Below are 25153 nucleotides of genomic sequence, written 5' to 3'. Positions count from 1 at the left end.
GGTAAACTTATACAGGAGTAGATTACAATTCACAAGCTAATAGTTTGCAATTGAACATCTGTAAAAACTCCATATACTTAAAGATTTACTGGCCATAAGCTCAAAATATAAGGATATAATAATGAACGATGATTTAGATAGCACCACAAAGCAAGAAGCACTTAAGTATCACAGTAGAGGCAATAATCCTGGTAAAGTATCTATCTTACCAACAAAATCTCTATCTACTCAGTATGACCTGTCGCTTGCCTACTCCCCTGGAGTTGCAGCTCCATGCCTTGAAATAGCTAAAAACCCTGATGTAGTTTATGATTATACGGCAAAAAGTAACTGTGTTGCTGTCATCTCAAACGGTACTGCAGTGCTTGGGCTTGGTAACATTGGTCCTCTTGCCTCAAAACCTGTTATGGAAGGCAAAGCTGTTCTATTTAAGCGTTTTGCTGATATTGATGCAGTCGATATAGAAGTTGATACAGAAAATGTGGAAGACTTCATCAATGCAGTAAAGTACCTTGGACCAAGTTGGGGGGGGATAAATTTAGAGGATATAAGATCTCCAGATTGTTTCGTAATAGAGAAACGCCTGAATGAATTGATGGATATTCCAGTGTTTCACGATGATCAGCATGGAACTGCAGTGGTTGTTGCAGCTAGCATGGAAAATGCTCTTGATATTGCAAGAAAGAAATTAGAAGACGTTAAGATCATTATGAATGGCGCTGGTGCAGCCGGTATTGCTTGCCTTGAAATATTAAAGTCCATGGGCGCCAAAAACATAGTACTGTGTGATAAACAAGGGGTAATATACAGAGGCAGAAAAGAGGACATGAACGAGTGGAAGGAAAAATATGCAACTGACATCAAAGAACGTTCTTTATTTGATGCAATAAAAGGCGCTGATGTATTCATCGGGCTATCTGTAAAGGATGTACTAAACGAAGAGATGTTAAAGAGCATGTGTAAAGATCCAATTATTTTTGCTCTTGCTAACCCTGATCCAGAAGTAAGGCCTGAGTTTGCAAAATCTGTGAGACCAGATGCAATAATTGCAACTGGTAGATCAGACTACAATAACCAAGTCAATAACTTAATGGGATTCCCCTATATATTTAGAGGAGCGCTTGATGTGCATGCAACAACAATAAATAATGAAATGAAAATTGCTGCTGCAGATGCAATAGCAAAACTTGCTCGTGAGCCAGTGCTAGACGAAATATCTACAGCCTATGGTGGTCGTAAAATGGGCTATGGACGTGAATATATAATACCTACTCCATTTGACCCAAGATTAATTTCTGTGGTGTCCCCTGCCGTTGCAAGAGCTGCTGTTCTCTCAGGTGTTGCAAGAAAGACAATACAAAATTGGGATAAGTATAAAAATCAATTAAAATCTCGTCTTGCTATTGCTCTTAATACGTTGAACCTATTATCTTTACGATAATCAATAATTCAATTGCATAAAATCATTTTAGATTTATGATAAAAGTATTGTATCTCAGAATAAATCAATGGTTATTGCAATTTCTAAATTAGGAGAAGTTATTAGGCAATCATTTCCTGACACTGATATAAAGGTTAATGATCTTGCTGGGGATGATGATCATTATTACTTAAAAATCGCCCCCAAGCGTTTTTTTGGAAAGACAAAAATAGAACAGCATAAAATGGTATATAAGGCATTGGAAGGCCAGTTTATACACACATTGCAATTAGAAACTAGCGCTTAAAATTAAGGTGAGCTTATGAACAATTTTGAACAAATAAAAAAGGATATAGCAGAAAATGACGTGGTGTTATACATGAAAGGCACCTCTGATTTTCCTCAATGTGGATTTTCTGGACTCGTTGTGTCAATTCTCAAAAAATTGAACGTGAAATTTAAATATGTTAACGTGCTAGAGAATGATGAAGTACGTGAATCCATAAAAAAGTTTTCTGATTGGCCAACGATTCCGCAATTATATGTAAAGGGGAAGTTTATTGGTGGCTGTGACATCGTTCGTGAGACGTATGAAAAAGGAGAGCTGCAAAGCTTGCTAAAAGAAAAAAAGGTTATTGCAGAGTAAGTAAGCAATCTATCAAAAAGGATGTTATCCAATTAGCTTGATATTGGAGTAACACATTATGTTTGAGACAAGCTAGATGTAACATTTAACATACTGTCTTCGTAAACAAAGTTCGTGAAGCTGTGGCACCACGCGCTGGAATGATATCGTTTGTTATTGAAAAATTGCTTCCAAATAACAAAGTTCACACATTTGGTTTGTAAATATCTTATAACCACTTAACAAGAGGTGGCATTGACATCATAATCGCATCTGGATTCCCATCGGTCATTAAACCAAACCTTGTGCCACGGTCATAAAGCAGATTGAATTCTACATATCTGCCGCGTTTTATTAGTTGGGTTTCCCGTTGTTCTTTCGTCCAAGGTTTTTGCACATGCTGACGTATAATATGCAAATAAATTTCCAAAAAGGCTTTACCTACTGCTTTTGTAAATTTGAAGTCATTTTTCCAGTTACCAGAATTAAGGTTATCATAAAAAATTCCACCAATGCCACGCGGTTCTTTTCTATGTTGTAAGAAAAAGTAGCTGTCGCACTGCTCCTTGAACTTTGGATAATACTCAGTATCAAATTCATCACATGTTGTTTTGACTGATTCATGAATATACTTATAATCTTCCTCATTTTCATATGTTGGAGTAAAGTCCATTCCTCCACCGAACCATTGTTTTGAGGTATATATCAGTCTTGTGTTCATATGTGCCGCAGGGATAAGGGGCGATTGCATGTGAGATACTAAGGATATGCCACTTGCCCAAAATTTCCCATCATTCTCACTTGCGCCAGGAATTTCATTCATAACTGAATCTGCGAACTCTCCATGTACTTTTGAAACATTTACCCCTACCTTTTCAAAAACATTACCGTAAATAATTGTAGATTCGCCACCTCCACCACCTGAACGATTCCATTTCCTTTTTTCAATCTTTGGATCTGTGGATAACTGTCCTTCAATAGACAAGAAAGCTTCTACAATTTTGTCTCTTAGTGTGCAGAACCATTCAAAAGCTTGTGTTTTTTGTTCTTCCATAATATCTTATACCAATACCTAATATTTAAAGATTTAAGTAGTAATTACTCATCGAAGATGTTAATAAATCTATAATAATTAAATAAATATAATAAAGCATTTTTGTGTGTGCAATGAGTAAAAGATATATAGAGAGCAAGAAAGAGAACAGGGTTGATTTTATATTGAGAGATCATGGAATGTCAATTATGGTTATGGCTGTCATTATGTTCTTACCTTCGATAGTAATATCAGCACTCTACTTTTTTGATATATATGATCGGCATATTAATATAGAGATTAACCTATTAGTTAGCACTCTAATGACTCTCTTTGTAATATATAATATAAAACACTATAAGTACCTACTTAACATCATAGAATTTCAAAATGCAATATTTGCGAATGCGCTAAATCATAATACAGAATTTTGTCTTATTTTGCACAAAGATGAGGGTGTTGTTTATGCTGATGCAAGGTTCTACGAAAGATTCAAGGATCACGTAGATGACGATGTTACATTAAGCAAGATTCTTGAAGCAGGGAATATTTCGGAGAAGGATAGAAAGGCATTATATCATGCGCTAAAAAATAACTCTTCTGTACAGGTACGCATTGCCTTAAGCAGGAAAAATGGAATATCCAAATTTCTTTTGCTTCTTGAACCGATACCAAACAATCCCCAAGTTGCTATAGATAGTAATAAGATTTTAAATTTATCATTAGCACCAATAGCAAGGCCTCATGGGTATTTTGTGTTAAAAGCAACACAGATGAACAAAGAGCAAGTATACGAAGAATTAATAGAAAAGCACAATATAGGAACTTACATTGCAAATGCTCAGGGGGTAATTTTATCTGTAAATAAAAGGTTTCTGGACATATTCGAATTGAAAAAACTAGAAAAAGGCAGCTCAATCAACGATTTTATATTTCAATCCAAGTATAATAACACAGCAATCGGTAATGAAATTTTGTTTTGCACCATAAGTTGTGTGCCATTTAAGGCTTATATGAGCACTGCTATGTTTTGTGATAAACATCATCATAATTATATATATGGCCTTATTACACCAGTTGAATCAAACGTTATTGATTATCAATTACACCCTTGTTTTACAAACTCATCAATCGCTATTGCACAATGTGATGTGAACGGCAACTTTGTAAAGAAAAATACAGCGCTAATAAAACTTGCGGGGCCAGATAACAATTCAATCTTTACACTAATATCAAATGACTATCATATGAAAATACGCGAATATTTTTCGAGTAATAGGATAAATAACGCATCTTTTGATGTGCAGCTCAACAATAACAATAACATGAAAATACATTTCAATAAGTTCCTTCATAATAGGATAATGTTCATACTTTGCTATTTTGTTGATAACACTGAGCATAAAAATCTGGAGATAAAACTTGAGCATTATCAAAAAATGCAAGCTATAGGACAGCTTGCAGGTGGTATTGCGCATGATTTTAACAACATACTAACCGGAATAATAGGATTCTGTGATTTGCTTTTGCTCCAGCATTCAGCTGGTGATCCATCTTTTGGAGATATAATACAAATACAACAAAATGCAAAGCGTGGATCAAATTTAGTTAAGCAGTTGCTCGCTTTCTCAAGAAGGCAGACCATGCAACCAAAAATTATTGATGTAAACAGCACGATAGCTAATCTTTATGAAATGATAAAAAGATTAATAGGCGAGAATATAAAATTTACAGCTTATTATGGCAGAGATTTAGGTATGGTGAGGGCCGATCAGGGACAATTAGAGCAAGTTATTATTAACTTAGTAATCAATGCTAGTGCTGCTATGGAAAAGGGCGGAGAACTAACCATACGAACTTTTAATAAAAAGATTGATTCGCTAAATTCCACACCTAAGAATATGTTTTCTCCGGACAAAGAAGCAATTGAGCATGGAAATTATGTTGTAATTGAAGTAATTGATACAGGATGTGGAATGACGAGTGATACACTTCAAAAAGTATTTGACCCATTCTTTTCTACTAAAGATATTACCTCTGGTACAGGTCTTGGCCTCTCTACTGTATATGGTATTATTAAACAAACTGAAGGGTACATCTATGTTGCTAGTAAGGTAAATCATGGAAGTAAATTTAGAATATCTTTACCTATGGTCTATATATCAGATGAAAATAATAGAGAAAAAGATAGCAAAGAAATAGAGGAACCATTAGTAAATGAAGTTAAAGGTAATGGTACGATTTTATTAATCGAAGATGAAGATTCGGTAAGAGAATTCACTACTAAAGCGTTACAAAGAAGAGGATTCGATGTAATAGAAGCTAGCATGGGCAGCAAGGCATTAGAAATAATAAGTGAAAAAAGTCTACACATAGATCTAATAATCACTGATGTAATAATGCCAGAAGTTAGTGGTCCAGAAATAGTCAAAAAAGCTCTAATTTACAGACCAGATATTGACGTTATTTTTATTTCTGGATATGCAGAAGATGCATTTTTGAAGAACTACAACATTAACATAGAAGATTTTTACTTTTTACCAAAACCATTCACTCTAAATGAATTGGGAAACAAAGTTCAAAGTGTACTACACAAAGCAAAAAAAATATTTTAACTTTAGTACAATCGGCAACAAAAAAATTTTCTAATGCAAAAATTTCCAGCATATATACAATAGAGTTATTTCACACATAAGATAAAAGGCGTGAGCAAGGCTATTGCAATAGTAAATCAAAAAGGTGGAGTCGGTAAAACCACAACTAGTATAAATTTATCGACAGCCTTTGCTGCTGCAGGAAAAAGTACTTTACTGGTAGACCTTGACCCTCAAGGAAATGCTAGTACCGGGCTTGGGATTTCTTATCGCAGTAGAGAAGAAAAAAATATATATAAAATATTACTAAGTAGTGAAAATAAACTGATAGAATCAGCAATTTTCAATATAAAGGAAATTCCAAATTTATCACTAATTTCGTCAGTGGTTGATTTATCAGCTGCTGAAATTGAACTATCACAACTTGAACGAGGAAAATTTGTGCTAAAAAGCACGTTAAAAAAAATATGCAATAATTATGAGTACATAATTATTGATTGTCCTCCATCACTTGGTTTGCTTACTATCAATGCCTTGACCACTGCTAATTCTATTATCGTTCCTCTTCAGTGTGAATTTTTTGCCCTGGAGGGATTAAGTCATCTGGTTAAAACTGTGGAATTGATAAAAAGAAATAACTTAAACCCTTTTTTGGCAATAGAAGGAATAGTGTTAACAATGTATGACAGACGTAATAAACTTAGCGAACAGATTAAAAATGATATTTGTCAGTATTTAAATGACAAGGTATATAAAACTATTATTCCATTATATGAAACTATCATTCCACGTAATGTCAGACTATCAGAAGCTCCTTCTCATGGAAAGCCTGCTATTGTATATGATCTTAAATGCCCTGGTGCACAAGCATATATAAGTTTAGCAAAGGAGATTTTAAAAAAGCATGCAAGCAGCTGTAAAGAGGAGAGGATGGTGAGTGATGGAGTGGTATGAAGGATAACAGAAGGTTAGGTAGAGGCCTTGCTGGTCTCATAGGCGATAACTATGATAATAAAGAAGATCGGCAAGAATATTTGCCTATTTCATTACTGCATTCAAGCTCATTCCAGCCAAGGAAGTACTTTGATGAAGAGTCATTGAAAGAGCTTGCAAGTTCGATAGAGAAAAACGGCATCATACAGCCTATCATAGTGCGCAAAAATTCAAATAATGATGGCTATGAGATAATAGCAGGAGAGCGCCGTTGGCGAGCAGGTAAGATTGCAAATTTCGATAGTGTGCCAGTCATTATAAAAGATTTGAGCGACAAGGAATGCTTAGAAGTAGCCATTATTGAAAATATACAGAGGCAAGATATAAATCCAATAGAAGAAGGTAAAGCATATAAAAAATTGATAAATGAGTTCTTTTATACACATGAAGAACTAGCCTCAGTTGTAGGCAAAAGTCGCAGCCACATAACTAACATGATTAGGATGTTGTCACTTCCCTACAGTGTAAAAGTGATGATCAATGAAAAAAAATTGTCTATGGGTCATGCAAGAGCGTTGATTAATGTTGAAAATGCAGAAAGTATTGCAGAAAAGATAGTTTCTCAAGGCTTAAGCGTTAGACAAACTGAAAAATTGATAAAAGACTTACATCAAGGTAGTAACCACAAAGAACAAAAATATACTAAAAATCAAAACATAGCTATAATGGGAAGCACTATATCTTCTCAACTTGGTTTAAAGATCAAAATTAATGATAATAATTCCAAGGGTAAAGTTATGATATGGTATAATAACCTAAATGAATTAGATTTAATATTAAAAATTTTAAATAGAAAGCCTGAAATATAGATTATGCAATTACACTAATATTATGATTTGAAAACAGGAAGAACTGACTAAAAACTACTTGACCAGTCTTTTCAGTCCCTTTATGGCATTAAGGGTATTTCTGACTCAAAGCTTATTTTTGATCCGCATGGGTTCAATGACAAAATTCAGTAAAAAACTTAAAGTATTTTTTGGCAGATTACATTAAATTATTGGGGCTACATGTCTTTTAAATTTTTCACATTCAACCAAAATCGCGCTTAAACTAAGCGTCAACCAAATTACCACAGCCCCAAGTTACAGCATTATAGGGTCAAAACTCGCTACCTGAGGTTTCTTTGTCTTTTTTTTCATTTAGCAAGTTTCTTAATGTTTAAATTAGTTGCAATTTAAGAGTCCAAGAGAGGCGTCATCCCTCCTATAGTGTCATCACAGTTCAGCTATTTGCATGACACCCTATACAGGCTCAAATTACAATTTTCGTACAGTTGTGTGTTAAGGATATTCTATAAGCCTCCAAATCTAAGGAATTAAAAACCTCTAGTTTTCAAGTGAAGAAAAGTCTACAATGATATAAAATTTCAAGAATATGACTCTAAATATTTTGTATGTCCATTGCCTTTGAAATTACTATGGCTGTTCGCTATTTGCGGGCAAAAAATGCTAGATTCTGCTCTATTATGACTTTGTTTTCTATTATCGGTATTGCTCTTGGAGTTGCAACACTAATAGTGGTAATGTCTGTAATGAACGGGTTTAGAGCAAAGCTGCTTGACTCAATATTTGGCATTGATGGCCATATTAATGTTTATTTTGATAAAAATGTGAATTCGGATTACCATGCAGTATCAAAATCTATTGAGAAAATTCCAGGTGTATTAAAAGCAATCCCTATGACTAATGACCAAGTTATTATTGCAGCAAGTGGTAGAATTGCTGGCGCTATAGTGCGGGGTTTGTCAACTCAAGACTTGCTTAATAATACTAGCATTATAAATAATATAATTATAGGTAATATAAAAAAATTTAATGAAGGAGTAATGATAGGGGCACGTCTAGCAGAAGTATTAGATATTAATAATGGCGATAAAATTACTCTTATATCGCCTCAAGGGTTTGATGCATTGTTTGATGAGATGCCGAAAGTGAAAGAGTATGAGGTTGTAGCAATATTTGATATGGGTATGTTAGAGTATGATAATACCTTGATATACATGCCTATAAAGGCAGCACAGGCTTTTTTTAATTATAAAAGTAGTGTTAGAAATATAGAAGTGTTTGTAGACGACATTACTGAGGCTGATAAGCTAGCAAACACTATAGAAAAAGAAATAGAGATGGAAGCTGAAAGTTGGCAATTACAACAAAGCCACTATTTTAATGCTTTAAAGACTGAAAGAAATGTGATGTTTTTAATTCTTGCTTTGATTATAATTGTGGCGGCATTCAATATTATTTCAAATTTAATGATGATAGTGCAAGAAAAGAAATCTGCGATTGCAATTATGCGCACATTTGGTGCAACAAGTGGAAGCATTATGCGCATATTTTGCGCTTGTGGATTACTCATTGGTTTTACAGGAACTTGCCTTGGCTCTATTATAGGTGTTGTTTTTTCTCTCAATATTGAAAATATTAAAGTATTTTTAGAAAGCATTACTAATGTTAAACTACTCGATCCTATGATATACTTTTTTTCAAGTTTGCCAGTAATATTAGTTCCTCAAGACGTAGTAAGTATTTCTACACTTGCATTATTCTTGTCATTTTTGGCGACAATTGCTCCTGCATTGCAGGCAGCTGCGCAAGATCCTGCTGAGATACTATATTATGAGTGATACTCAACAAAAATACATAGGCTTGCTCCTAATTGTGTTGTTGTTTGCCAGTTATATTGCAATAAATAACATAATATCTTTCAAAATAAATCTACAAGCAAGCAAGAACAATATAAAAGTTTTAATGGAGAAGATGAATGAACTCAGAATGTCACTTGAAGCTAATCAATCAAGAATAGAAAAAAAAATGTTTGAATTAAAGAGAAATCTGCTCACTAAATGTGAGCAAGGTGATGGTAGTTCAAGGCATAAAAACCTCGCAAAATTGCTATTGCTTGTGGTTAAAATGAAGAATTCGTTATTACAAGAAGCAAAATTTGATAATCATATAAGTTCAATAAAGCCTTTAATATCGGAGCTTGACGATCCAGAGATAGAAAGTGCAGTGGGTGAATTGGAAAATTTGAAAGAGGTAGAGACTTTACGCGAGCTGAAATTATCTTTTGAAAAAAACATTGCTGTTATTAACTATAATAAGAGTACATTATTTGAAAAAGTTATTTCAAATTGGATAAAGATAAAAGATAAGAATGACCCATTGAGGGTAAAATTTGCAGAAATTGAGGAGTTAATAAACGATAATGACTGGCAGGGCATAGCTACTGCAGTAGGCAATTTAACACACCCAGAATTTAAGTTATGGCTCAGTAAATTGAATAATTTTATTATAGCTTCTAAGAATATTTCAACAATATATCATCACTTATTACAATATATCTCATGATTTATTTTATAGTTTTTGCTCTCTCTTTTTTTGTCATATGGATCAAGGTAAGTGGTGAAATAATAAGGTTAGAATTAGGCAATTACACTATAAGTATTGATCTGTATTTCATTATTTTTGCTTGTATAATTTTATTATTTTTATTGATTGGGCTTGCACGCTTTTTCTCTTCCATTTTATCGACACTTGCCAACATAAGAAACAGAAGAAGGGATAAAGAAGAATTGCTTCTCTTTGAGGCTTTTTTTAGCATAGATTTTGGCAATATAGAGAACGCTCACAAGCTAGTCAAAAATTTAAGTGAGGAAAGCGATAAGTTATCTTTAGTAAAGCTCTTTAACTCGGGTAAGACGGGAAATTATAGCTTTTTCAGTAATAATTTGACAAGTATTGCAAACAAAAATCGCAACTTAGCTCTACTTCTGGCTAATAAGCTGATTGCTCACCTCAAACAAAAAAGAGCAATCTTTCAAAAATTCATAGAATACTGTTCCAGTTCAATTGATGATAAAATTCTGTCTATTCCCTTTCAAATAGAGCATTACATATTACAAGAAGATTGGGTTAATGCAATTTTGAAATTAAAAGAAGCTGCAAAGTTCAATATTTTCCTTCCCTTTGATTGTAAAAAGATGTTAGCAGTTTTTTATTGTGCTTTAGCAAAGCAGTATGAAAGCAAAGGAAATTTAAAGGAGGCTATAAAGTCTTTATTTAGAGCACAAAGTTATTGCGAAACTTTTCAGCCAATCAATTATTTAAAGGCAGAGTTATATATTAGACTTGGAAAGATCAAAAAAGCTTCTGCAATACTGGAGACAGAGTATACAGTAAACCCTACCCCTCAATTAGCAAAAATTTACATCAGTTTAAATATTAAAGGTGCTGAAAGGCTATACAATCTACGTCCCGATTACTATTTTAGTCATTGTTTACTGGCTTCCTCTTCAATTAGCTCAGGTAAATATAGCCTTGCAAACCAGCACTTAGATAGTGCTATGAAAAAAGCTAATTATATGTCAATCTACCTTATTACAGTACAGCTCAAGATTGTGTTGCAAGAATATGATCAAGCAATTTATTGGCTAAACAAGATGGATTCAAAAGCTTTGCCTGATCCAGGCTGGAAATGTAAAAGTTGCAGCAAAGAACAAGGGCAATGGGATTATAAGTGTTCAAATTGCAATAGCTTTAATTGTTTGTGTTATAATCAAGAGAGCTAATTCAAAGACCTTGCTTTGTCGATGTAATAAAACAAAACTCTTTTAGCGAGTTCAAAATCCTCTAAAGTATTTCCTTCACATCGTGCTGTAATGCAATTTTGTGTGTTTGATACTCTAAGGAGCCACCAACCTTTATTATCGTTATCGGTTACCTTAATACCATCAAGCTCTGAAAATACAATATTTTGTTGCTCTAGTGTTTTCTTTATTAATTCAATTATTCGAAATTTTTTCTCATCTTTAACCACAATCTTCACTTCATGAGTGATGTATAGCTTCGGCAAATTTTCAATAATCTGAGATAGGCTTTGGTTTTTCTTAAGTAAAATATCAACGGCTTTAACAGCAGAATATAGTCCGTCGTCAAACCCTAGCTCGGGAAAGAAAAAATGTCCACTTAATTCACCAGCAAACTTTGCCTCTTCCTCTATCATCTTTTTCTTGACTAATGAGTGTCCAGTGGCGCAGGTAATTACTTGTCCTCCTAACTTGCTAATAAAATTATACACTTTCATACTCATTTTTATGCTAGCAATGACTTTGCTTTTTGGGTATTCCTCCAATACTTCACGTGCAAAAATCATAAATAAATGGTCATTGGAAACAACACTGCCTTTATTATCAATTAAGCGCACTCTATCACCATCACCATCAAGTGCAATGCCAAGATCACATTTATCTTTTTTTACAATGTCAATTAATTGAGCAAGATTTTTTTCTTCTATGGGATCTGGATCATGCAGTGGAAATTCTCCATCTATGGAGTTATTGGTTATAATATGCGTATGGCCTGGTAAGATCTTTTCAATATACCTTATGATTCCACTTGCTGGGCTATTTCCGCAATCCCAGGCTATTTTTAGCTTCTGTGTAACATTGTTCTTTAACGCACTTTTTAATATATGAATGTACTCGCTATATATATTTATGTTAATTAAACTTCCAGTTTTCGTGTTGTTTTTAATTGGGCTGCTTATAATTTTCTTTATTTCTTGGTCTGAGAAAACTTTTTTACTACTGAAAAATTTAAAGCCATTATATTCACTGGGGTTATGAGAAGCAGTGATAATGATACCAAGATCTGCCTTCATGATTTGCGTTGTAGCGTAGAGCATAGGTGACGAGCACATTCCGACGCGTATAATATTTGCTCCAGATGAAATTAAGCCCTTAATTAATTCTTTTTCTATACTTGATGAATCTATTCTACTGTCATAGCCTATACAGACTTTGGTTACGGTTTGACCAAATTTTCTACCTATCTCATATCCATCATTGATCTGCAGATCTTTGCCTACCACACCTCTAATATCGTATTTTCTTATAATAGTATTGTCCATGCTGCACACTACTCAGAGTAACTACTATACAACATTACAGACAAACGCTCAAGCTTATTTACCTAATTATTAGCTGATTTCTTAAAAAGAAGAAGCTAATATTATAATATATTTTTAAAAATGTGAAATTATGCCGGGAGAAAATGAAAGTGTATTTGTACTGAGAGTCAAAGTTTAAATGTAGATGAAGAGAAGAAAAATAATATTTTAAGTTTCATTGAACCTTACAACGACCTTTAGGATTTTATCAAAAGACTAGAGTAAGAAAATTTAATCTGGTACTTTGTTGGTCCTTTACTGTAAGATAAAGATGTTAAGGGACAAGTGAGCTCAAAATGGAAAACAAATTTCCAAGAATTCGAGCAACCGATAGGTGAGACACATAGAAAGTTTAAAAAACTTTTGCCAGGTCAAAGTTTTTTGGCGTCTTGAATAAAAGATAATGACTTCAACATTAGATTTGAAGAAGAAAAATCAATAAAAATTAGTGATATTTTAAGGGCCAACAATAAAGATGAGGTTTATAACATATTTGGAGAAAGATAATCAAGCTACCACATGCAAGAAAAATGGCAATGAGAGGCATTATGATTTTGCTGGCTCCGGTCCATGTGAAATGACCGTTAACTGGCAGGCTAAGGATTCTAAGGGCAACAGCATAGATTCTAGCATGACTGTAAAGTCGATTCCAGCGGTATAAGAAGTGTCATCGGTGAGCTAAAGTTTGGTAGATTATAGTTTACAGACCCGTTACCAGAGGGAACAAAAAATGAAATATTGAAATTAGTTGAACAGAATAAAGAAGTTTTTATAAATGGAAAAACTCTATACCAAGCTTTTGTTGACATGGCCAAGAGTATAAATAACCAGCAAATACCGAAGGAGGGAATATTGACACGAGACCTATCTGTATCGTCGCGATCGCTTACGCCAGATAGCAACGGGTATTTCTCTCCTGGAAGCACATCTAAACCTTATTCACGCAAAGGTTCTCTATCTACTAATAGTGAGGATGAAACATTTGAAAGCGGTACTTTTGATGATGAAGAAGTACGTAAGCAAGGAAAAGGACTAGGGGATGAAACAGAAGAATTAAAAAGTAAAATAGAAGAATTGGAAAGAGAGACCGAACTTCTCAAGAAGCAAAATGCAGAGTTGGAAAGCCGTAATAAGAAGATAACAGAAGAAGGTGAGAAGAAAGTAAGTGAATTAATCGAGAAAAATCAAGCTTGGGAAAAAGAATTTGTAAGACTTAAAGTTGAATTGGAAAGAGAGACAAAAGAATTAACTGGAAAGGATCAAAAAATTGAGCAGTTAAAACAAGAGGTAGGCACACTAGAGCAAAGTCAAAGAGATAAAAATGCTAAAATAGCAGAATTAAAGGATCGATTAGAAGGTGAAAAAAGCAAAGCCCAATCAACAAGATAAAGTCAACGAAGAACTAAGCAAGAAACTAAAGCAAAGTAAAACGGAGCTAAGCGTACTAAAAGAAAAGAGAACGTGAGACTGAAAAATGATGTAAAAGAAATGGGCGCAAGTCTAAAAGACAATTATGAAAAACAGTTAGTAGAACTTTTATCATAAAGAGAGAAGAAATTGACTAATGCAATAAGTCAATTGAACGAAGAACAATTAAAGAATAGAGAATTGGCTGAAGAATTGAACTAACTGCTAAAAGAAGCTTTAGAAGAAGCAATTCACTAATCTAACATAAGTGGGGCGCTTGTAGATGAGCTAAACGAAAGGAATATACAGAGTGAAATAGAAACTCTCCAACTTCATCTCAAGGAAAAGGAAGACATGTTAACATATACGTAGGAGGAGTTGAAGTCTGTTAAAGAGAGTCTAGAGCAATTACAGAACATATTGGCAGCAGGAAAGAGGCCAGAGAGAAATAACGGCTGCACCAACTCAAACTGAAGTTGAACGTAATTATGAAGAAATTCGAGCAAGTATACAGTAAGGTGACGTGAGCAGAACACAAAGCCGAGGGGCATGAGAAGCTCAACCACAAACATTATGGATTGACCTGTTCCAAAGGGGCTTGATTTTTTACAGCCAGAAAAAGTAGATAACCGTACTAGAGAAAAGGGAAATGCTACTCCCACTTAATCAGTTCAAACAATTTTGACTTCTGATGATGTGCGAGACTTTTTTGACAAAAAGCAAAATATTGCTGGGGCAGAATTGTAACCATTACCACAAAAAATAAAATCATCAAGTACAAAATTAACTCCTAATGATCCAAAAAAATCACGAAGCTAGGCTTGATCTGGTTGTCATGACTTCTACGCATCAAGTACGTTAACGCTTGCTCCATTTTGTAACAAAGTTACTACAGAGTCTTTGCAATTAAATAAAACTATAAGGTGTAGTGGAGTACTTTTTTTTTCCCACTTTTAACTCCAAAAAGGAATTTTTCTTTGCATTAGTAATTCTGATATTACCTATCAAAGTGTCGTTGTAAAAGTCCAGCAGTGTGAGCTGGAATGGCAAAAGAAGGGTTTATAATAAAAAACGATAACACATAACAATTCTTAGTGCCATTAGAGGGTTTTTGCTTAAAAATATCTTTTATTTTATTTAGAATATCTTACTAGATTTGTTTATATTACAGTGAATAGGTTACTACAGAAGTTTTACAGCATTATTTATTGTCTTTACCGTGCTTTGATTGATACAATTCGTAATGATGGGATGGAACATGCAGGATACTTATCATTTTTAATCCTGTTATCAATATTTCCTTTTCTCATTGTTCTAATGGCTTTAGCGTCAACATTTGCAAATTTTTTAGATCAATACAACATCGGCTGGACATTTATAATTGATAACATGCCACAAGACATTTTAGCATCTTTAATGCCGCGCATTAGGGAGATAATATCAGGTCCGCCACATAGTTTATTAACTTTGGCAATTGTAGGAGCTATTTGGACTGCTTCATCAACTATTGAGGGACTTAGAACGATACTAAATAAAGCCTACAAAGTTCCGGTTTCGCCACCTTATATATTAAGAAGAGTATTAAGTATATTACAATTTCTAGTAATGACATTGATTGTTACTCTGACTGTAGTGTTTTCCACCTTAGTACCAATGTTGGTAGATTTTTCCTATCATGGGCTAAGTTATACTAAATATCTCCTCATTGAATCTGTGCTCTTCATAGTAGTCTCTTGGCTATATTTTATGTTGCCGAACATAAAGCAAAACTTGTCGGATGTGTTTCCTGGGTCTTGTGTAGCTGTTATGCTTTGGACGGTTTCAGCTTCAGCTTTCAAGCAATACTTAAAAGCTTCTTTTGGCCAATTAGATTTGATATACGGAAGTTTAGGTGGCATAGTGGTATCATTACTATTTTTTTATATATTAAGCTTAATTTTTATATATGGAGCAAAATTTAATTTTCAGCTAAAATATTTTAATGGGTCTTACCAAGGAAAAAGGAATGGGTGAATTAGAAGGCAAAATAGCTTTAGTTGCTGGGGCTTCAGGTAGAATAGGATCTGCTGTTGCAAAAAGGTTTGTTAAGGAAGGTGCGCATGTGATTTTAATTTCAAGGTCTATCGATAATCTCAAGCCACTGTATAGTCAAATTGAAGAGCTTCAAGAATTTAAAGAAGGTTCTGTGAAACTAATTCAGCTTGATCTTTTAGACTTTGAGAATGTAAAAATACTAGCGAATATGATAGAAAGCCTAAAATTATCAGAATCTGGAGTACTTGATATATTAGTTGTGTGCACTGGAATTTTAGGCAAGTTGAGTTCTGTTCATGACTGCGAGCTTGAAGAACTACAGGATGTAATGAATATAAATTTTACTGCTAATTGGTACTTATTAAAAAATTTAGATCCAGTATTAAAAAAATCTAACTCTGGAAGGGTGATATTCATGACCTCAGAAGTGACACATTCTCCATCTTCTTATCCGTATTGGTTACCTTATGCCACAAGTAAAGCCGCACTGGAAGTTATGGTAAAGATATATGCATCTGAGACAAAACATACGAAATTGTGCGTAAATGCTGTATACCCAGAAGGGTCTGTCGACAGTGAAATGTATAAGCAAGCATTTCCTGGAAAGGATATATCTGAATTAGTATTACCTGATAAACTAACAGACAAATTTATCGAATTAGCTTCTAAAGATTGTAACATATCAGGGCAAGTCTTACCGTTAAGCCAATCTCTTAAATAAGTTATCAAGCGTTATGTTTTGAGGGTAACCTTAAAATTGTCTATAATTGTTAGACCTAGCTGTATAACTCACAAGTCTAATAAAAATTCACATGTATAGAAAAGATTGATAACATTACTTAAGTAGAGGTCGTTGTTATAGTTATGCCAAAACGTACAGATATAGAATCTATATTAGTAATAGGAGCAGGCCCAATAGTTATAGGTCAAGCATGTGAGTTTGATTATTCTGGAACTCAAAGTTGCAAGGTATTAAAAAGCGAAGGTTATAAAGTCATTTTGATTAACTCCAACCCTGCAACTATAATGACAGATCCTGAATTTTCTGATGCGACGTATATTGAGCCTATACTGCCCGAAATCATAGAAAAGATCATAATTAAGGAGAAACCAGATGCGATATTGCCGACAATGGGCGGGCAAACTGCTTTGAATTGTGCAGTGGAGCTTGCAGACAATGGAGTATTGGATGCGTATAACGTAAAGCTAATTGGTGTAAATAGAGGGGCAATTAAAAAGGCGGAAGATAGAGAACTATTTCGCCAATCTATGGATAAAATAGGAATAAAATATCCTAAGAGCACCATTATAAAAAACCAAGAACAAATGAAAGAAGCTCTGAATTATGTTGGATTACCTGCAATTATCCGTTCATCATTCACTCTTGGTGGTGCAGGTGGCGGCATAGCGTACAATAAGGAGGAGTTTTTCAACATTGTAGAGAACGCTCTGAAAATTTCACCAATAAATGAAGTTCAAATAGATGAATCCATCATCGGCTGGAAAGAATACGAAATGGAAGTTATCCGTGATTGCAAAGGCAACTGCATAGTAGTCTGTTCAATAGAAAATGTCGATCCAATGGGCGTGCATACTGGAGATAGCATTACTGTTGCTCCTGCTTTGACTTTACGTGATGCAGAATACCAACAAATGAGAAATGCATCTATAGCAGTGCTGAGAGAAATTGATGTTAGTTCAGGTGGTGCAAATGTCCAATTTGCAGTCAATCCTAAAGAAGATGGAAGCCTTGTTGTAATTGAAATGAATCCAAGAGTTTCTCGCTCTTCTGCACTTGCTTCAAAAGCAACAGGTTATCCTATAGCAAAAATTGCAACTAAGCTTGCTGTTGGCTATTCACTCGATGAAATACGCAACGATTGCGCACCAATTATACCTGCTGCTTTTGAACCAGTGATCGATTACATTGTCTCTAAAGTTCCTCGTTTTGAATTCGAAAAATTTAAGGGAACGGGTTGTGAGCTATCAATCTCCATGAAATCGGTGGGGGAAGTAATGTCTATAGGCCGCACTTTTAATGAATCAATACAAAAAGCTTTCCGTTCACTTGAAACTGGTCTTACAGGACTTGATGAAGTGTTTTCTGAAGCTACAGATGTTGATCATATAAAATCTCAATTAACAAAATTGCTACCAAACAGATTGCTGATCGCTGCTGACGCAATGCGTCATGGAGTCAGCATAGAAGAAATAAATTCAATTACAGGATATGACTTATGGTTTTTACAAAATATACAGCAGATCATCTTAGCCGAACAAAAAATTAAAGAAATTGGTTTACCTGAAACCGCATACGAAATATTAGAACTAAAAAAGATGGGGTTTTCAGATGCAAGGTTAGCAAAACTAAGTAACAAAAAAATAGAACAGATTGAAGCAATAAGGAAAAAGTTTGGTGTTAATCCAGTTTATAAACGTGTAGACACTTGTGCAGCTGAGTTTGAATCAAGCACTGCCTATATGTATGGCTGTTATGAGGGAGGAGTTATAGATAAGGCAGAGTGCGAAGCGGACGTTTCTAACCGAAAAAAAGTTATCATTTTAGGTAGTGGACCAAACCGTATTGGTCAGGGTATTGAGTTTGACTACGCGTGCGTGCATGCAGCTTCCGCTGCCAAAGAAATGGGATATGAAACAATAATGATTAATTGTAATCCCGAAACTGTTTCAACTGATTATGATACTGCTGATCGTTTGTATTTTGCTCCATTGACTGCAGAGGATGTACTTGAAATACTAAGTAAAGAACGAGAAAATGGTACACTGGTAGGCGTTATAGTGCAAATAGGTGGTCAAACACCTTTAAAGTTAGCCAAAATACTAAATGAAAGGGGTTTTAATATCTTAGGCACATCTTTTAACTCTATAGACCTTGCTGAAGATCGTATGAGGTTCAAAAACCTTGCTTTGCAACTTAATTTAAAACAACCTGAAAATTCCATCTGTCATTCGGTGGAAGAAGCATTAACCAATGCAGAAAAAGTGGGGTTTCCATTAATAGTTAGGCCGTCCTATGTTTTGGGTGGTCAATCCATGTCAATTAAGCACGATATTGAGAGCTTTAAGGAATATGTCCTTGGTCAAACTAAAATTTTTGAACATGGGTCGCTGCTACTTGATAAATTCTTAGTGAATGCAGTTGAGGTTGACGTTGATGCTATATGTGACGGGGAAAAAGTTTTCATTGCGGTAGTTATGGAGCATATTGAAGAAGCTGGAATTCATTCCGGTGACTCAACCTGTTCAATACCAACAAACACATTGAATGACAAAATTATAAAAGAGATCAAGCTGCAAACTGAAAGAATAGCTCTTGAGCTAAAAGTGAAAGGGTTGATAAACATTCAATTTGCCATTCAAGAAAATGACATATATATACTTGAAGTGAACTTAAGGGCTAGTCGCACAGTTCCTTTTATTTCAAAGGTAGTCAATATTTCTATCGCAAAGCTTGCCACTCAGATTATTTTAGGCAAAAAATTAGACCAAGAAAAAAAATCTCTTGATCACTTTGCAATCAAAGTTGCTGTTTTTCCGTTTACCCATTTCTCGGGAGTTGATATTCTACTTGGCCCCGAAATGAAGTCAACAGGAGAAGTAATGGGAATTGACTCATCCTTCGAAGCTGCACTGGCAAAAGCGCACATGGCTGCAGGATATAAGTTGCCAACAGAAGGAAGAGCTTTGATTTCAGTAAAAGATGATGATAAAGAGTATATATTGTCAGTAGCACAAATGTTAAAAGAACTAAATTTTGAAATATATGCCACCAAAGGTACAGCTTTGTACCTGAATAATAACGGCATTGCTGCAAAAGCTGTAAATAAAGTGAGGGAAGGTAGACCACATATAGTTGATATGCTTAAAGATAGAAAAATAAATCTAGTGATCAATACTTCAAAAGGTGTAAAATCAGTTTCAGATAGCAAAGATATTCGCAGAACTGCTATTTTGCAAAATATAGCTTATAGCACCACAGCTTCTGGAAGTAAAGCTTTAGTGCTTGCAATTCAATATCTAAAGAATAGTAAGTTGGAAGTAAAATCATTACAGCAGATACAGAATGTTTAAATACTAAGACTGAAATAATTTTATATAGGTAGCTTCAGCATTTTTTTGTAAAAAACATTCTTAACTTTCTCCCTACTTTTTCTTGGTAAGTGCAGTAATAATATAACCTAGAACTGGGGTGATGGAAATGAAAATATAAAATTATTATAATTAGAATCAAATATGCTGTTATATTTCTCAATAAGGAAAAAAGACTTAGTATAGCGAGTTTAGACTGTGCTAGAAGCTATACGCGGGAGCGATGAGACTTGAACTCACGACCTCATGCGTGACAGGCATGCGCTCTAACCAACTGAGCTACACCCCCGATTTCCTTTTAGCATTTTTAGTTTTAAGGTTAATAAACATGCTGCCTTTTGTCAATATTTTTTGATTGCACTTTGTTGTCCTTTATATTACTATATAAATAATTTAATTCCACACATGGCATGTACAAGTAGTGCTGTTAGGGTAGCGCCATGGAGGGTAAACTATTTGGAGGAATGAATATGGTAAACTTGCCCGAGATCACTATACGTGATCTAGCTGGATCTGGTGTGCATTTTGGTCATAAAATTAGTCGCTGGAATGCAAAAATGGCTCCATACATATATGGGATACATCAAGAAAATCGTATACATATAATTGACTTGCGGAAAACATTGCTATTGCTACAGACGGCAATGAAAGCTTTATATAACGTTGCATCTCAAGGTGGTCGTATTTTGTTTGTTGGTACAAAATTTCAAGCTTTAGATATTATTGCAAGTGAAGCAGTTCGTTGCGGTCAATACTACGTAAATTATCGTTGGCTCGGTGGTATGCTAACTAATTGGGAAACTGTTTCTTCTTCGATAAAGACGCTAACTCAGTATGAGAAGATACTAAATGATGAAAGTAGCGTTTTAACAAAGAAAGAGCTAGGAAATATTGAAAAGAAAAGGCAAAAGCTTGATAAGGCATTAGGTGGTATTAGAGAAATGGGAGCAACTCCAGATATCTTATTCATCATTGATACTAATAAAGAGCACATTGCAGTTAAAGAGGCTAAAAAATTGGGAATTCCAACAGTTGCAATACTTGATACTAACTCTAATCCAGATGATATTACTTATCCTGTACCAGGTAATGATGACTCAAGAAAGTCAATAGAGCTTTATTGTAGGTTAGCTGCTGATTTTATATTGGCTGGAATAGAGTCTAGTTTAGCAAGGTCTGGAGTTAAGGTTGGTGATATAAAAGGTGACGAGTTTATTAAAGGGAAAGAAGATGGTGTTGTACAAACTGAAAAGGGGCATAATAAAGTTTATAAAGAAGGTGAAAAGGGGGTGGTAAATAATGAAGATGAATCTAGATAATGTAAGGGAACTACGTGATAGAACAGGGCTTGGTTTAAGTGATTGTAAGAAAGCGTTGGAAGAGTGTGATGGTAACATCAAGAGAGCCATTGATAAGTTACGCACAATAGGACTTGTTAAGGCTGATAAAAAGTTTGATAGAGTAACTTCAGATGGGTTGGTTGCTATGCATTTGGCTGAAAATTGTGGTGTATTGATTGAGTTAAATTGTGAAACTGATTTTGTTGCAAGAAATGAGAAATTTATAGAATTAATCTCGAATTTAGCGTCAATTGCTTGTCAAGAACGCTGTGCTAGTATTGATGAGTTAAAAAATACCAAGTATGCAGGCATTGGTACAGTGCAGGAAGCTATCATGAATGGTACATCGGTCCTTGGTGAAAAATTAGAACTGAGCAAGCTTTGTTACCTGGAAGCTAATGATGGAGTTATTGCTGGCTATGTACATGGTGACATGCGTGGCTTAGGTAAAACAGGTGCTTTAGTTGCATTGCAATCATCTGGTGATAAATCGAAGTTACAAGAGGTTGGGAAACAAATAGCGATGCACATAGTTGCTATGAAACCTGAAGCTCTATCTATAGATGATTTGGATCATACAAAGTTGAACAATGAGCTTTCTATAGTTGACGAGCAAGTAAAAAAATTAAACAAACCTGAAGAAGTTACAAAGAAAATAGTAGATGGGCGAATGGCTAAGTATTATGAAGAAGTTGTTTTACTGGAACAAAAGTTTATAAAGGATGATAAAATGAAAATTTCTGATTTTATAAAATTAAGCGAATCGAGTGTAAATTCTCATGTTAAACTGTCCGATTATAAGTTACTTATTTTGGGTAGTAAAAATTAAGTAATTATAAATGGCTGCCTCAACGGATAAAGGAAGTAAAATAAAATACTCAAGGGTGTTATTTAAAATCTCTGGCGAGGCTTTAATGGGATCACGGTCTTTTGGTCATGATATGGAAATTATAGATCAATTGTGCAAAGATATAACTGACATTAACAAGCTTGGAGTTCAGGTATGTATTGTTGTTGGTGGTGGTAATATCTTTCGTGGTGCATCTGCATCTTTGAGTGGCTATGAAAGGGCAAGCGGTGATTATATTGGAATGCTCGCAACTATAATCAATGCTTTAATCTTACAAAGCTTTTTAGAGAAAAATTCAGTAGATTCTAGGGTATTGTCTGCAATACCCATGGCTACTGTATGTGAACCTTATATAAGAAGGAAAGCTATTCGTCATTTAGAAAAAGGTAGAGTAGTAATCTTTGCAGCAGGTATAGGTAATCCATTTTTTACTACAGATACAGCTGCAGCTCTACGTGCCGTTGAAACGAATTGTGATGTTATTATGAAAGGTACACAAGTAAATGGTGTATACTCCGCTGATCCGGAAAAAAATGAGGATGCTATAATGTATGATAGGCTTTCTTACATGGATTTGTTGACTCGTGATTTAAAAGTTATGGATGCATCGGCAATCTCTCTTGCACGTGAGAATTCTATTCCAATCATAGTTTTTTCTTTGAAAGAAGAAAAAATGGCCAATATTATTAAGGGTTATGGTATTTATACTATAGTTTCAGATTGTGAATTATAGGTAATTTATGTTGAACGAAGTAAAAACTAGAACAAAAGAAAGGATGCTAAAAACTATTCAGTCTTTCCATAATGATATTAAAGGTATACGTACTGGTAGAGCCAGCGCATCATTACTTGATGGCATAGTTGTAAATGTCTATGGTGGGCATCAAAAGCTAAATCAAGTTGCAAGTGTTTCAGTTACGGATAATAAAACCCTATCAATTAAAGTTTGGGACATTGGCGTTGCAGGTGAAGTAAAAAATGCTATATTAAATGCTAATCTAAACTTAAACCCTGTTGTTGAGGGTAACACCATACGCATAGTTCTTCCAGACTTAACACAAGAAACACGTGAAAGATTGGTGAAATTACTGCATCAGTTTGCTGAAAATGCACGGGTTGCCATTAGAAATATACGCAGAGATGTTATGGAAGAAATAGAGAAAATGCAAGAAAATAAAAAAATCTCAGAAGATGATTTTCATGGTGTTAAAAAGGAAATACAAAATATTACCGATGACAATATAAAAAAGATTGATGATGAATTGTCTGTTAAAGCAAAAGATATACTGAATCACTAAGTTAATATGGAAGAAGCCTTAAGTAGTGAAAAAAAACAAATTATATACAAGGGTATCATGCAGGTAGCTGATACACAACTGTACAAGTATTGTGGTTTGAGCCCATCAAGAAAGGGTGTCATCCCAGTGCTTGACACTAGAATTCAGAAAACTCCATTCAAATCAAAACTAGATTAGCTCCAAATGTTGAATTTAAAATCTCTACCAAAACATTTAGCAATCATAATGGATGGTAATAGTAGGTGGGCAAGCAATCAAGGAAGGGTAAAAATTGATGGTTATAGAAAGGGTAGTGAGGTTGCGTATGATATTGCTAAGCATTGCACAACCCTGACTATACCCTATTTAACTTTGTATGCGTTTTCCATGGAGAATTGGTTTAGGCCTAAAGAAGAAACTGACCGTCTATTTGATCTGTTTTACTCTGTTCTAACTGATCAAAGTAAAGTTAATTTCATTTGCAACCATAACATTAAATTGAATTTTATTGGTAATTTAAATTTGCTTCCTCAAAAGATGCTTGACCAAGTTAGAAAAGTAGAAGAAACGACACATAAGAATGATGGTTTATTACTTACTGTAGCGGTCAGCTACGGTGCAAAACAGGAAATTATACACGCCATAAGCAATATTATGAAAGAAAATATTGATTGTGTGTCAGAAGACGAGTTTGAAAAATTTCTATATACTAAAGATTTGCCAAAGTTGGATTTGTTAATTCGCACTGGTGGTGAAAAAAGGTTAAGTAACTTTTTACTATGGCAAGCAGCTTACGCCGAATTGTATTTTTGTGATACTTTGTGGCCCGATTTTTCTTGTCAAGACTTGAGTAAAGCATTAGAGGATTATACAAAAAGAGAAAAAAGATATGGCAGATAATAATTTTATAGTTAGAGTACTGTCTTCAATAGTAATATTGCTTATATTCTCTTTTGCTACATACTTCAGTGATTTATCATTTTATCTACTAATTTTTTCGATAGCAGTTTTATCTTCTTTTGAATGGTATAACCTAACCCAAGGAAACAGAATCTTATACGTTTTTGCATTATTATTGATCGCACTACCAAATGCTTCATTAATATACCTATATAATCTACCACAGGGAAAATACGCATTAGTATGGCTCATCTTAACCATTTGGAGCATTGATATTACTGCCTACCTATTTGGCAAAAATTTTGGTAGGGCTAAAATTTGCCCAATTGTTAGTCCTGGAAAAACTTGGTTAGGGATTCTTGGTGCTATCTTAGCTGGAATAGTGTGCACAATTTTTGGATCGATGTTTTTAGGTTTATTCCCGATTTTTTATTCTCCAATCGTTGGCTTTGCAATCGCTATTCTAGCACAACTTGGCGATCTCACTGAATCACTCATTAAAAGAGCTTACAATGTTAAAGATAGTGGAAATATAATACCTGGCCATGGAGGAATACTTGACCGTATGGACAGTTTTATTTTTACTGCTCCTCTTATTGCTATCTATATAAGCTAACTAAC

Annotated in this window: 22 protein-coding genes, 1 tRNA gene and 1 pseudogene; 20 read left to right on the top strand and 4 right to left on the bottom strand. The window is 34.4% G+C overall.

The window, feature by feature from the left end; genetic code table 11:
- Positions 1 to 121 precede the first annotated feature (121 nt).
- The 3 genes from QUS22_RS00225 to grxD all read left to right on the top strand — a co-directional run bounded on the left by QUS22_RS00225 (position 122) and on the right by grxD (position 2066).
- Positions 122 to 1441 (top strand): malic enzyme-like NAD(P)-binding protein, encoded by a 1320-nt coding sequence (locus QUS22_RS00225; protein ID WP_289512997.1) that lies wholly within the window; start codon positions 122 to 124, stop codon positions 1439 to 1441.
- 67 nt (positions 1442 to 1508) lie between these two features.
- Complete coding sequence (locus QUS22_RS00220; RefSeq protein WP_289512996.1) at positions 1509 to 1727, top strand: BolA/IbaG family iron-sulfur metabolism protein; 219 nt, start codon at positions 1509 to 1511, stop codon at positions 1725 to 1727.
- Positions 1728 to 1742: 15 nt separating this feature from the next.
- Positions 1743 to 2066, top strand: coding sequence for a Grx4 family monothiol glutaredoxin (grxD, locus tag QUS22_RS00215; RefSeq protein WP_289512995.1), 324 nt, complete (start codon positions 1743 to 1745; stop codon positions 2064 to 2066).
- 208 nt (positions 2067 to 2274) lie between these two features.
- Here grxD and hemF read toward each other — a convergent pair whose 3' ends face one another.
- Positions 2275 to 3099 (bottom strand): oxygen-dependent coproporphyrinogen oxidase, encoded by an 825-nt coding sequence (gene hemF / locus QUS22_RS00210; RefSeq protein ID WP_289512994.1) that lies wholly within the window; start codon positions 3097 to 3099, stop codon positions 2275 to 2277.
- Between the two features lie 113 nt (positions 3100 to 3212).
- Between hemF and QUS22_RS00205 the strand changes: the two genes are divergently transcribed.
- The 6 genes from QUS22_RS00205 (at position 3213) to QUS22_RS00180 (ending at position 11235) form a co-directional block, all read left to right on the top strand.
- The gene (locus QUS22_RS00205; protein ID WP_289512993.1) at positions 3213 to 5693 is read left to right on the top strand and encodes an ATP-binding protein; all 2481 of its coding nucleotides are present in this window, start codon (positions 3213 to 3215) and stop codon (positions 5691 to 5693) included.
- Positions 5694 to 5783: 90 nt separating this feature from the next.
- Positions 5784 to 6626, top strand: coding sequence for a ParA family protein (locus QUS22_RS00200; protein WP_289512992.1), 843 nt, complete (start codon positions 5784 to 5786; stop codon positions 6624 to 6626).
- Positions 6623 to 7474 (top strand): ParB/RepB/Spo0J family partition protein, encoded by an 852-nt coding sequence (locus tag QUS22_RS00195; RefSeq protein ID WP_289512991.1) that lies wholly within the window; start codon positions 6623 to 6625, stop codon positions 7472 to 7474. The genes QUS22_RS00200 and QUS22_RS00195 overlap by 4 nt, the downstream gene beginning before the upstream one ends.
- A 587-nt stretch (positions 7475 to 8061) precedes the next feature.
- A complete protein-coding gene (locus tag QUS22_RS00190) occupies positions 8062 to 9291 on the top strand; it encodes a lipoprotein-releasing ABC transporter permease subunit (RefSeq protein ID WP_289512990.1) in 1230 nt (409 codons plus the stop codon).
- Positions 9284 to 10015, top strand: a complete 732-nt coding sequence (locus QUS22_RS00185; RefSeq protein ID WP_289512989.1) for a hypothetical protein — start codon at positions 9284 to 9286, stop codon at positions 10013 to 10015. Before QUS22_RS00190 ends, QUS22_RS00185 begins: the two co-directional genes overlap by 8 nt.
- Positions 10012 to 11235, top strand: coding sequence for a heme biosynthesis protein HemY (locus QUS22_RS00180; protein ID WP_289512988.1), 1224 nt, complete (start codon positions 10012 to 10014; stop codon positions 11233 to 11235). Before QUS22_RS00185 ends, QUS22_RS00180 begins: the two co-directional genes overlap by 4 nt.
- Here QUS22_RS00180 and QUS22_RS00175 read toward each other — a convergent pair.
- The gene (locus tag QUS22_RS00175; protein ID WP_289512987.1) at positions 11232 to 12575 is read right to left on the bottom strand and encodes a phosphomannomutase/phosphoglucomutase; all 1344 of its coding nucleotides are present in this window, start codon (positions 12573 to 12575) and stop codon (positions 11232 to 11234) included. The genes QUS22_RS00180 and QUS22_RS00175 overlap by 4 nt on opposite strands.
- 514 nt (positions 12576 to 13089) lie before the next feature.
- Between QUS22_RS00175 and QUS22_RS00170 the strand changes: the two genes are divergently transcribed.
- Together QUS22_RS00170 and QUS22_RS00165 are read left to right on the top strand one after the other, a co-directional pair.
- Positions 13090 to 13275, top strand: coding sequence for a hypothetical protein (locus QUS22_RS00170; RefSeq protein ID WP_289512986.1), 186 nt, complete (start codon positions 13090 to 13092; stop codon positions 13273 to 13275).
- A 77-nt stretch (positions 13276 to 13352) separates the two neighbouring features.
- Positions 13353 to 14003 (top strand): coiled-coil domain-containing protein, encoded by a 651-nt coding sequence (locus QUS22_RS00165; RefSeq protein ID WP_289512985.1) that lies wholly within the window; start codon positions 13353 to 13355, stop codon positions 14001 to 14003.
- Positions 14004 to 14863: 860 nt separating this feature from the next.
- Here QUS22_RS00165 and QUS22_RS05455 read toward each other — a convergent pair.
- Positions 14864 to 14947 (bottom strand): annotated as a pseudogene (locus QUS22_RS05455) (hypothetical protein); the annotation flags it as partial.
- Positions 14948 to 15191: 244 nt separating this feature from the next.
- On the opposite strand from QUS22_RS05455, the gene QUS22_RS00160 reads away from it, so the two are divergent.
- The 3 genes from QUS22_RS00160 to carB all read left to right on the top strand — a co-directional run bounded on the left by QUS22_RS00160 (position 15192) and on the right by carB (position 20147).
- Entirely contained in the window at positions 15192 to 16034 is an 843-nt protein-coding gene (locus QUS22_RS00160) for a YihY/virulence factor BrkB family protein (protein WP_289512984.1), read from the top strand.
- On the top strand, positions 16003 to 16776 hold the full coding sequence (locus QUS22_RS00155; RefSeq protein WP_289512983.1) for an SDR family oxidoreductase: 774 nt from the start codon (positions 16003 to 16005) through the stop codon (positions 16774 to 16776). Before QUS22_RS00160 ends, QUS22_RS00155 begins: the two co-directional genes overlap by 32 nt.
- A gap of 143 nt (positions 16777 to 16919) precedes the next feature.
- Positions 16920 to 20147: a carbamoyl-phosphate synthase large subunit gene (carB, locus tag QUS22_RS00150; RefSeq protein WP_289512982.1), complete on the top strand. Its 3228-nt coding sequence runs from the start codon at positions 16920 to 16922 to the stop codon at positions 20145 to 20147.
- A gap of 233 nt (positions 20148 to 20380) precedes the next feature.
- Here carB and QUS22_RS00145 read toward each other — a convergent pair.
- Positions 20381 to 20454 (bottom strand) — tRNA-Asp (locus QUS22_RS00145).
- Between the two features lie 181 nt (positions 20455 to 20635).
- On the opposite strand from QUS22_RS00145, the gene rpsB reads away from it, so the two are divergent.
- The 6 genes from rpsB (at position 20636) to QUS22_RS00115 (ending at position 25148) form a co-directional block, all read left to right on the top strand.
- Positions 20636 to 21484, top strand: coding sequence for a 30S ribosomal protein S2 (rpsB, locus tag QUS22_RS00140; RefSeq protein WP_289513260.1), 849 nt, complete (start codon positions 20636 to 20638; stop codon positions 21482 to 21484).
- On the top strand, positions 21465 to 22334 hold the full coding sequence (gene tsf, locus QUS22_RS00135; RefSeq protein WP_289512981.1) for a translation elongation factor Ts: 870 nt from the start codon (positions 21465 to 21467) through the stop codon (positions 22332 to 22334). The genes rpsB and tsf overlap by 20 nt, the downstream gene beginning before the upstream one ends.
- Positions 22335 to 22344: 10 nt before the next feature.
- Positions 22345 to 23088: a UMP kinase gene (pyrH, locus tag QUS22_RS00130; RefSeq protein ID WP_289512980.1), complete on the top strand. Its 744-nt coding sequence runs from the start codon at positions 22345 to 22347 to the stop codon at positions 23086 to 23088.
- 7 nt (positions 23089 to 23095) lie between these two features.
- Complete coding sequence (frr, locus tag QUS22_RS00125) at positions 23096 to 23653, top strand: ribosome recycling factor (protein ID WP_289512979.1); 558 nt, start codon at positions 23096 to 23098, stop codon at positions 23651 to 23653.
- A 183-nt stretch (positions 23654 to 23836) separates the two neighbouring features.
- Positions 23837 to 24532, top strand: a complete 696-nt coding sequence (gene uppS, locus QUS22_RS00120; RefSeq protein ID WP_289512978.1) for a polyprenyl diphosphate synthase — start codon at positions 23837 to 23839, stop codon at positions 24530 to 24532.
- Entirely contained in the window at positions 24522 to 25148 is a 627-nt protein-coding gene (locus tag QUS22_RS00115; RefSeq protein ID WP_289512977.1) for a phosphatidate cytidylyltransferase, read from the top strand. The genes uppS and QUS22_RS00115 overlap by 11 nt, the downstream gene beginning before the upstream one ends.
- Positions 25149 to 25153 lie beyond the last annotated feature (5 nt).

Origin of the sequence: Wolbachia pipientis, from assembly GCF_030373985.1 — a bacterium.
Classification (GTDB): Bacteria; Pseudomonadota; Alphaproteobacteria; order Rickettsiales; family Anaplasmataceae; genus Wolbachia; species Wolbachia pipientis_D.
This window is presented reverse-complemented; position numbering and strand designations above follow the sequence as displayed.

What these genes read in the sequence shown, in the direction of transcription:
- QUS22_RS00170 (WP_289512986.1), top strand. Translation starts at nt 13,090, where the DNA reads ATGAGGTTTATAACATATTTGGAGAAAGATAATCAAGCTACCACATGC.
- QUS22_RS00180 (WP_289512988.1), top strand. Translation starts at nt 10,012, where the DNA reads ATGATTTATTTTATAGTTTTTGCTCTCTCTTTTTTTGTCATATGGATC.
- hemF (WP_289512994.1), bottom strand. Translation starts at nt 3,099, where the DNA reads ATGGAAGAACAAAAAACACAAGCTTTTGAATGGTTCTGCACACTAAGA.
- QUS22_RS00220 (WP_289512996.1), top strand. Translation starts at nt 1,509, where the DNA reads ATGGTTATTGCAATTTCTAAATTAGGAGAAGTTATTAGGCAATCATTT.
- uppS (WP_289512978.1), top strand. Translation starts at nt 23,837, where the DNA reads ATGTTGAATTTAAAATCTCTACCAAAACATTTAGCAATCATAATGGAT.
- carB (WP_289512982.1), top strand. Translation starts at nt 16,920, where the DNA reads ATGCCAAAACGTACAGATATAGAATCTATATTAGTAATAGGAGCAGGC.
- grxD (WP_289512995.1), top strand. Translation starts at nt 1,743, where the DNA reads ATGAACAATTTTGAACAAATAAAAAAGGATATAGCAGAAAATGACGTG.
- QUS22_RS00225 (WP_289512997.1), top strand. Translation starts at nt 122, where the DNA reads ATGAACGATGATTTAGATAGCACCACAAAGCAAGAAGCACTTAAGTAT.
- QUS22_RS00115 (WP_289512977.1), top strand. Translation starts at nt 24,522, where the DNA reads ATGGCAGATAATAATTTTATAGTTAGAGTACTGTCTTCAATAGTAATA.
- QUS22_RS00195 (WP_289512991.1), top strand. Translation starts at nt 6,623, where the DNA reads ATGAAGGATAACAGAAGGTTAGGTAGAGGCCTTGCTGGTCTCATAGGC.
- rpsB (WP_289513260.1), top strand. Translation starts at nt 20,636, where the DNA reads ATGGTAAACTTGCCCGAGATCACTATACGTGATCTAGCTGGATCTGGT.
- QUS22_RS00155 (WP_289512983.1), top strand. Translation starts at nt 16,003, where the DNA reads ATGGGTCTTACCAAGGAAAAAGGAATGGGTGAATTAGAAGGCAAAATA.
- frr (WP_289512979.1), top strand. Translation starts at nt 23,096, where the DNA reads ATGTTGAACGAAGTAAAAACTAGAACAAAAGAAAGGATGCTAAAAACT.
- QUS22_RS00190 (WP_289512990.1), top strand. Translation starts at nt 8,062, where the DNA reads ATGTCCATTGCCTTTGAAATTACTATGGCTGTTCGCTATTTGCGGGCA.
- QUS22_RS00175 (WP_289512987.1), bottom strand. Translation starts at nt 12,575, where the DNA reads ATGGACAATACTATTATAAGAAAATACGATATTAGAGGTGTGGTAGGC.
- pyrH (WP_289512980.1), top strand. Translation starts at nt 22,345, where the DNA reads ATGGCTGCCTCAACGGATAAAGGAAGTAAAATAAAATACTCAAGGGTG.
- QUS22_RS00205 (WP_289512993.1), top strand. Translation starts at nt 3,213, where the DNA reads ATGAGTAAAAGATATATAGAGAGCAAGAAAGAGAACAGGGTTGATTTT.
- tsf (WP_289512981.1), top strand. Translation starts at nt 21,465, where the DNA reads ATGAAGATGAATCTAGATAATGTAAGGGAACTACGTGATAGAACAGGG.
- QUS22_RS00185 (WP_289512989.1), top strand. Translation starts at nt 9,284, where the DNA reads ATGAGTGATACTCAACAAAAATACATAGGCTTGCTCCTAATTGTGTTG.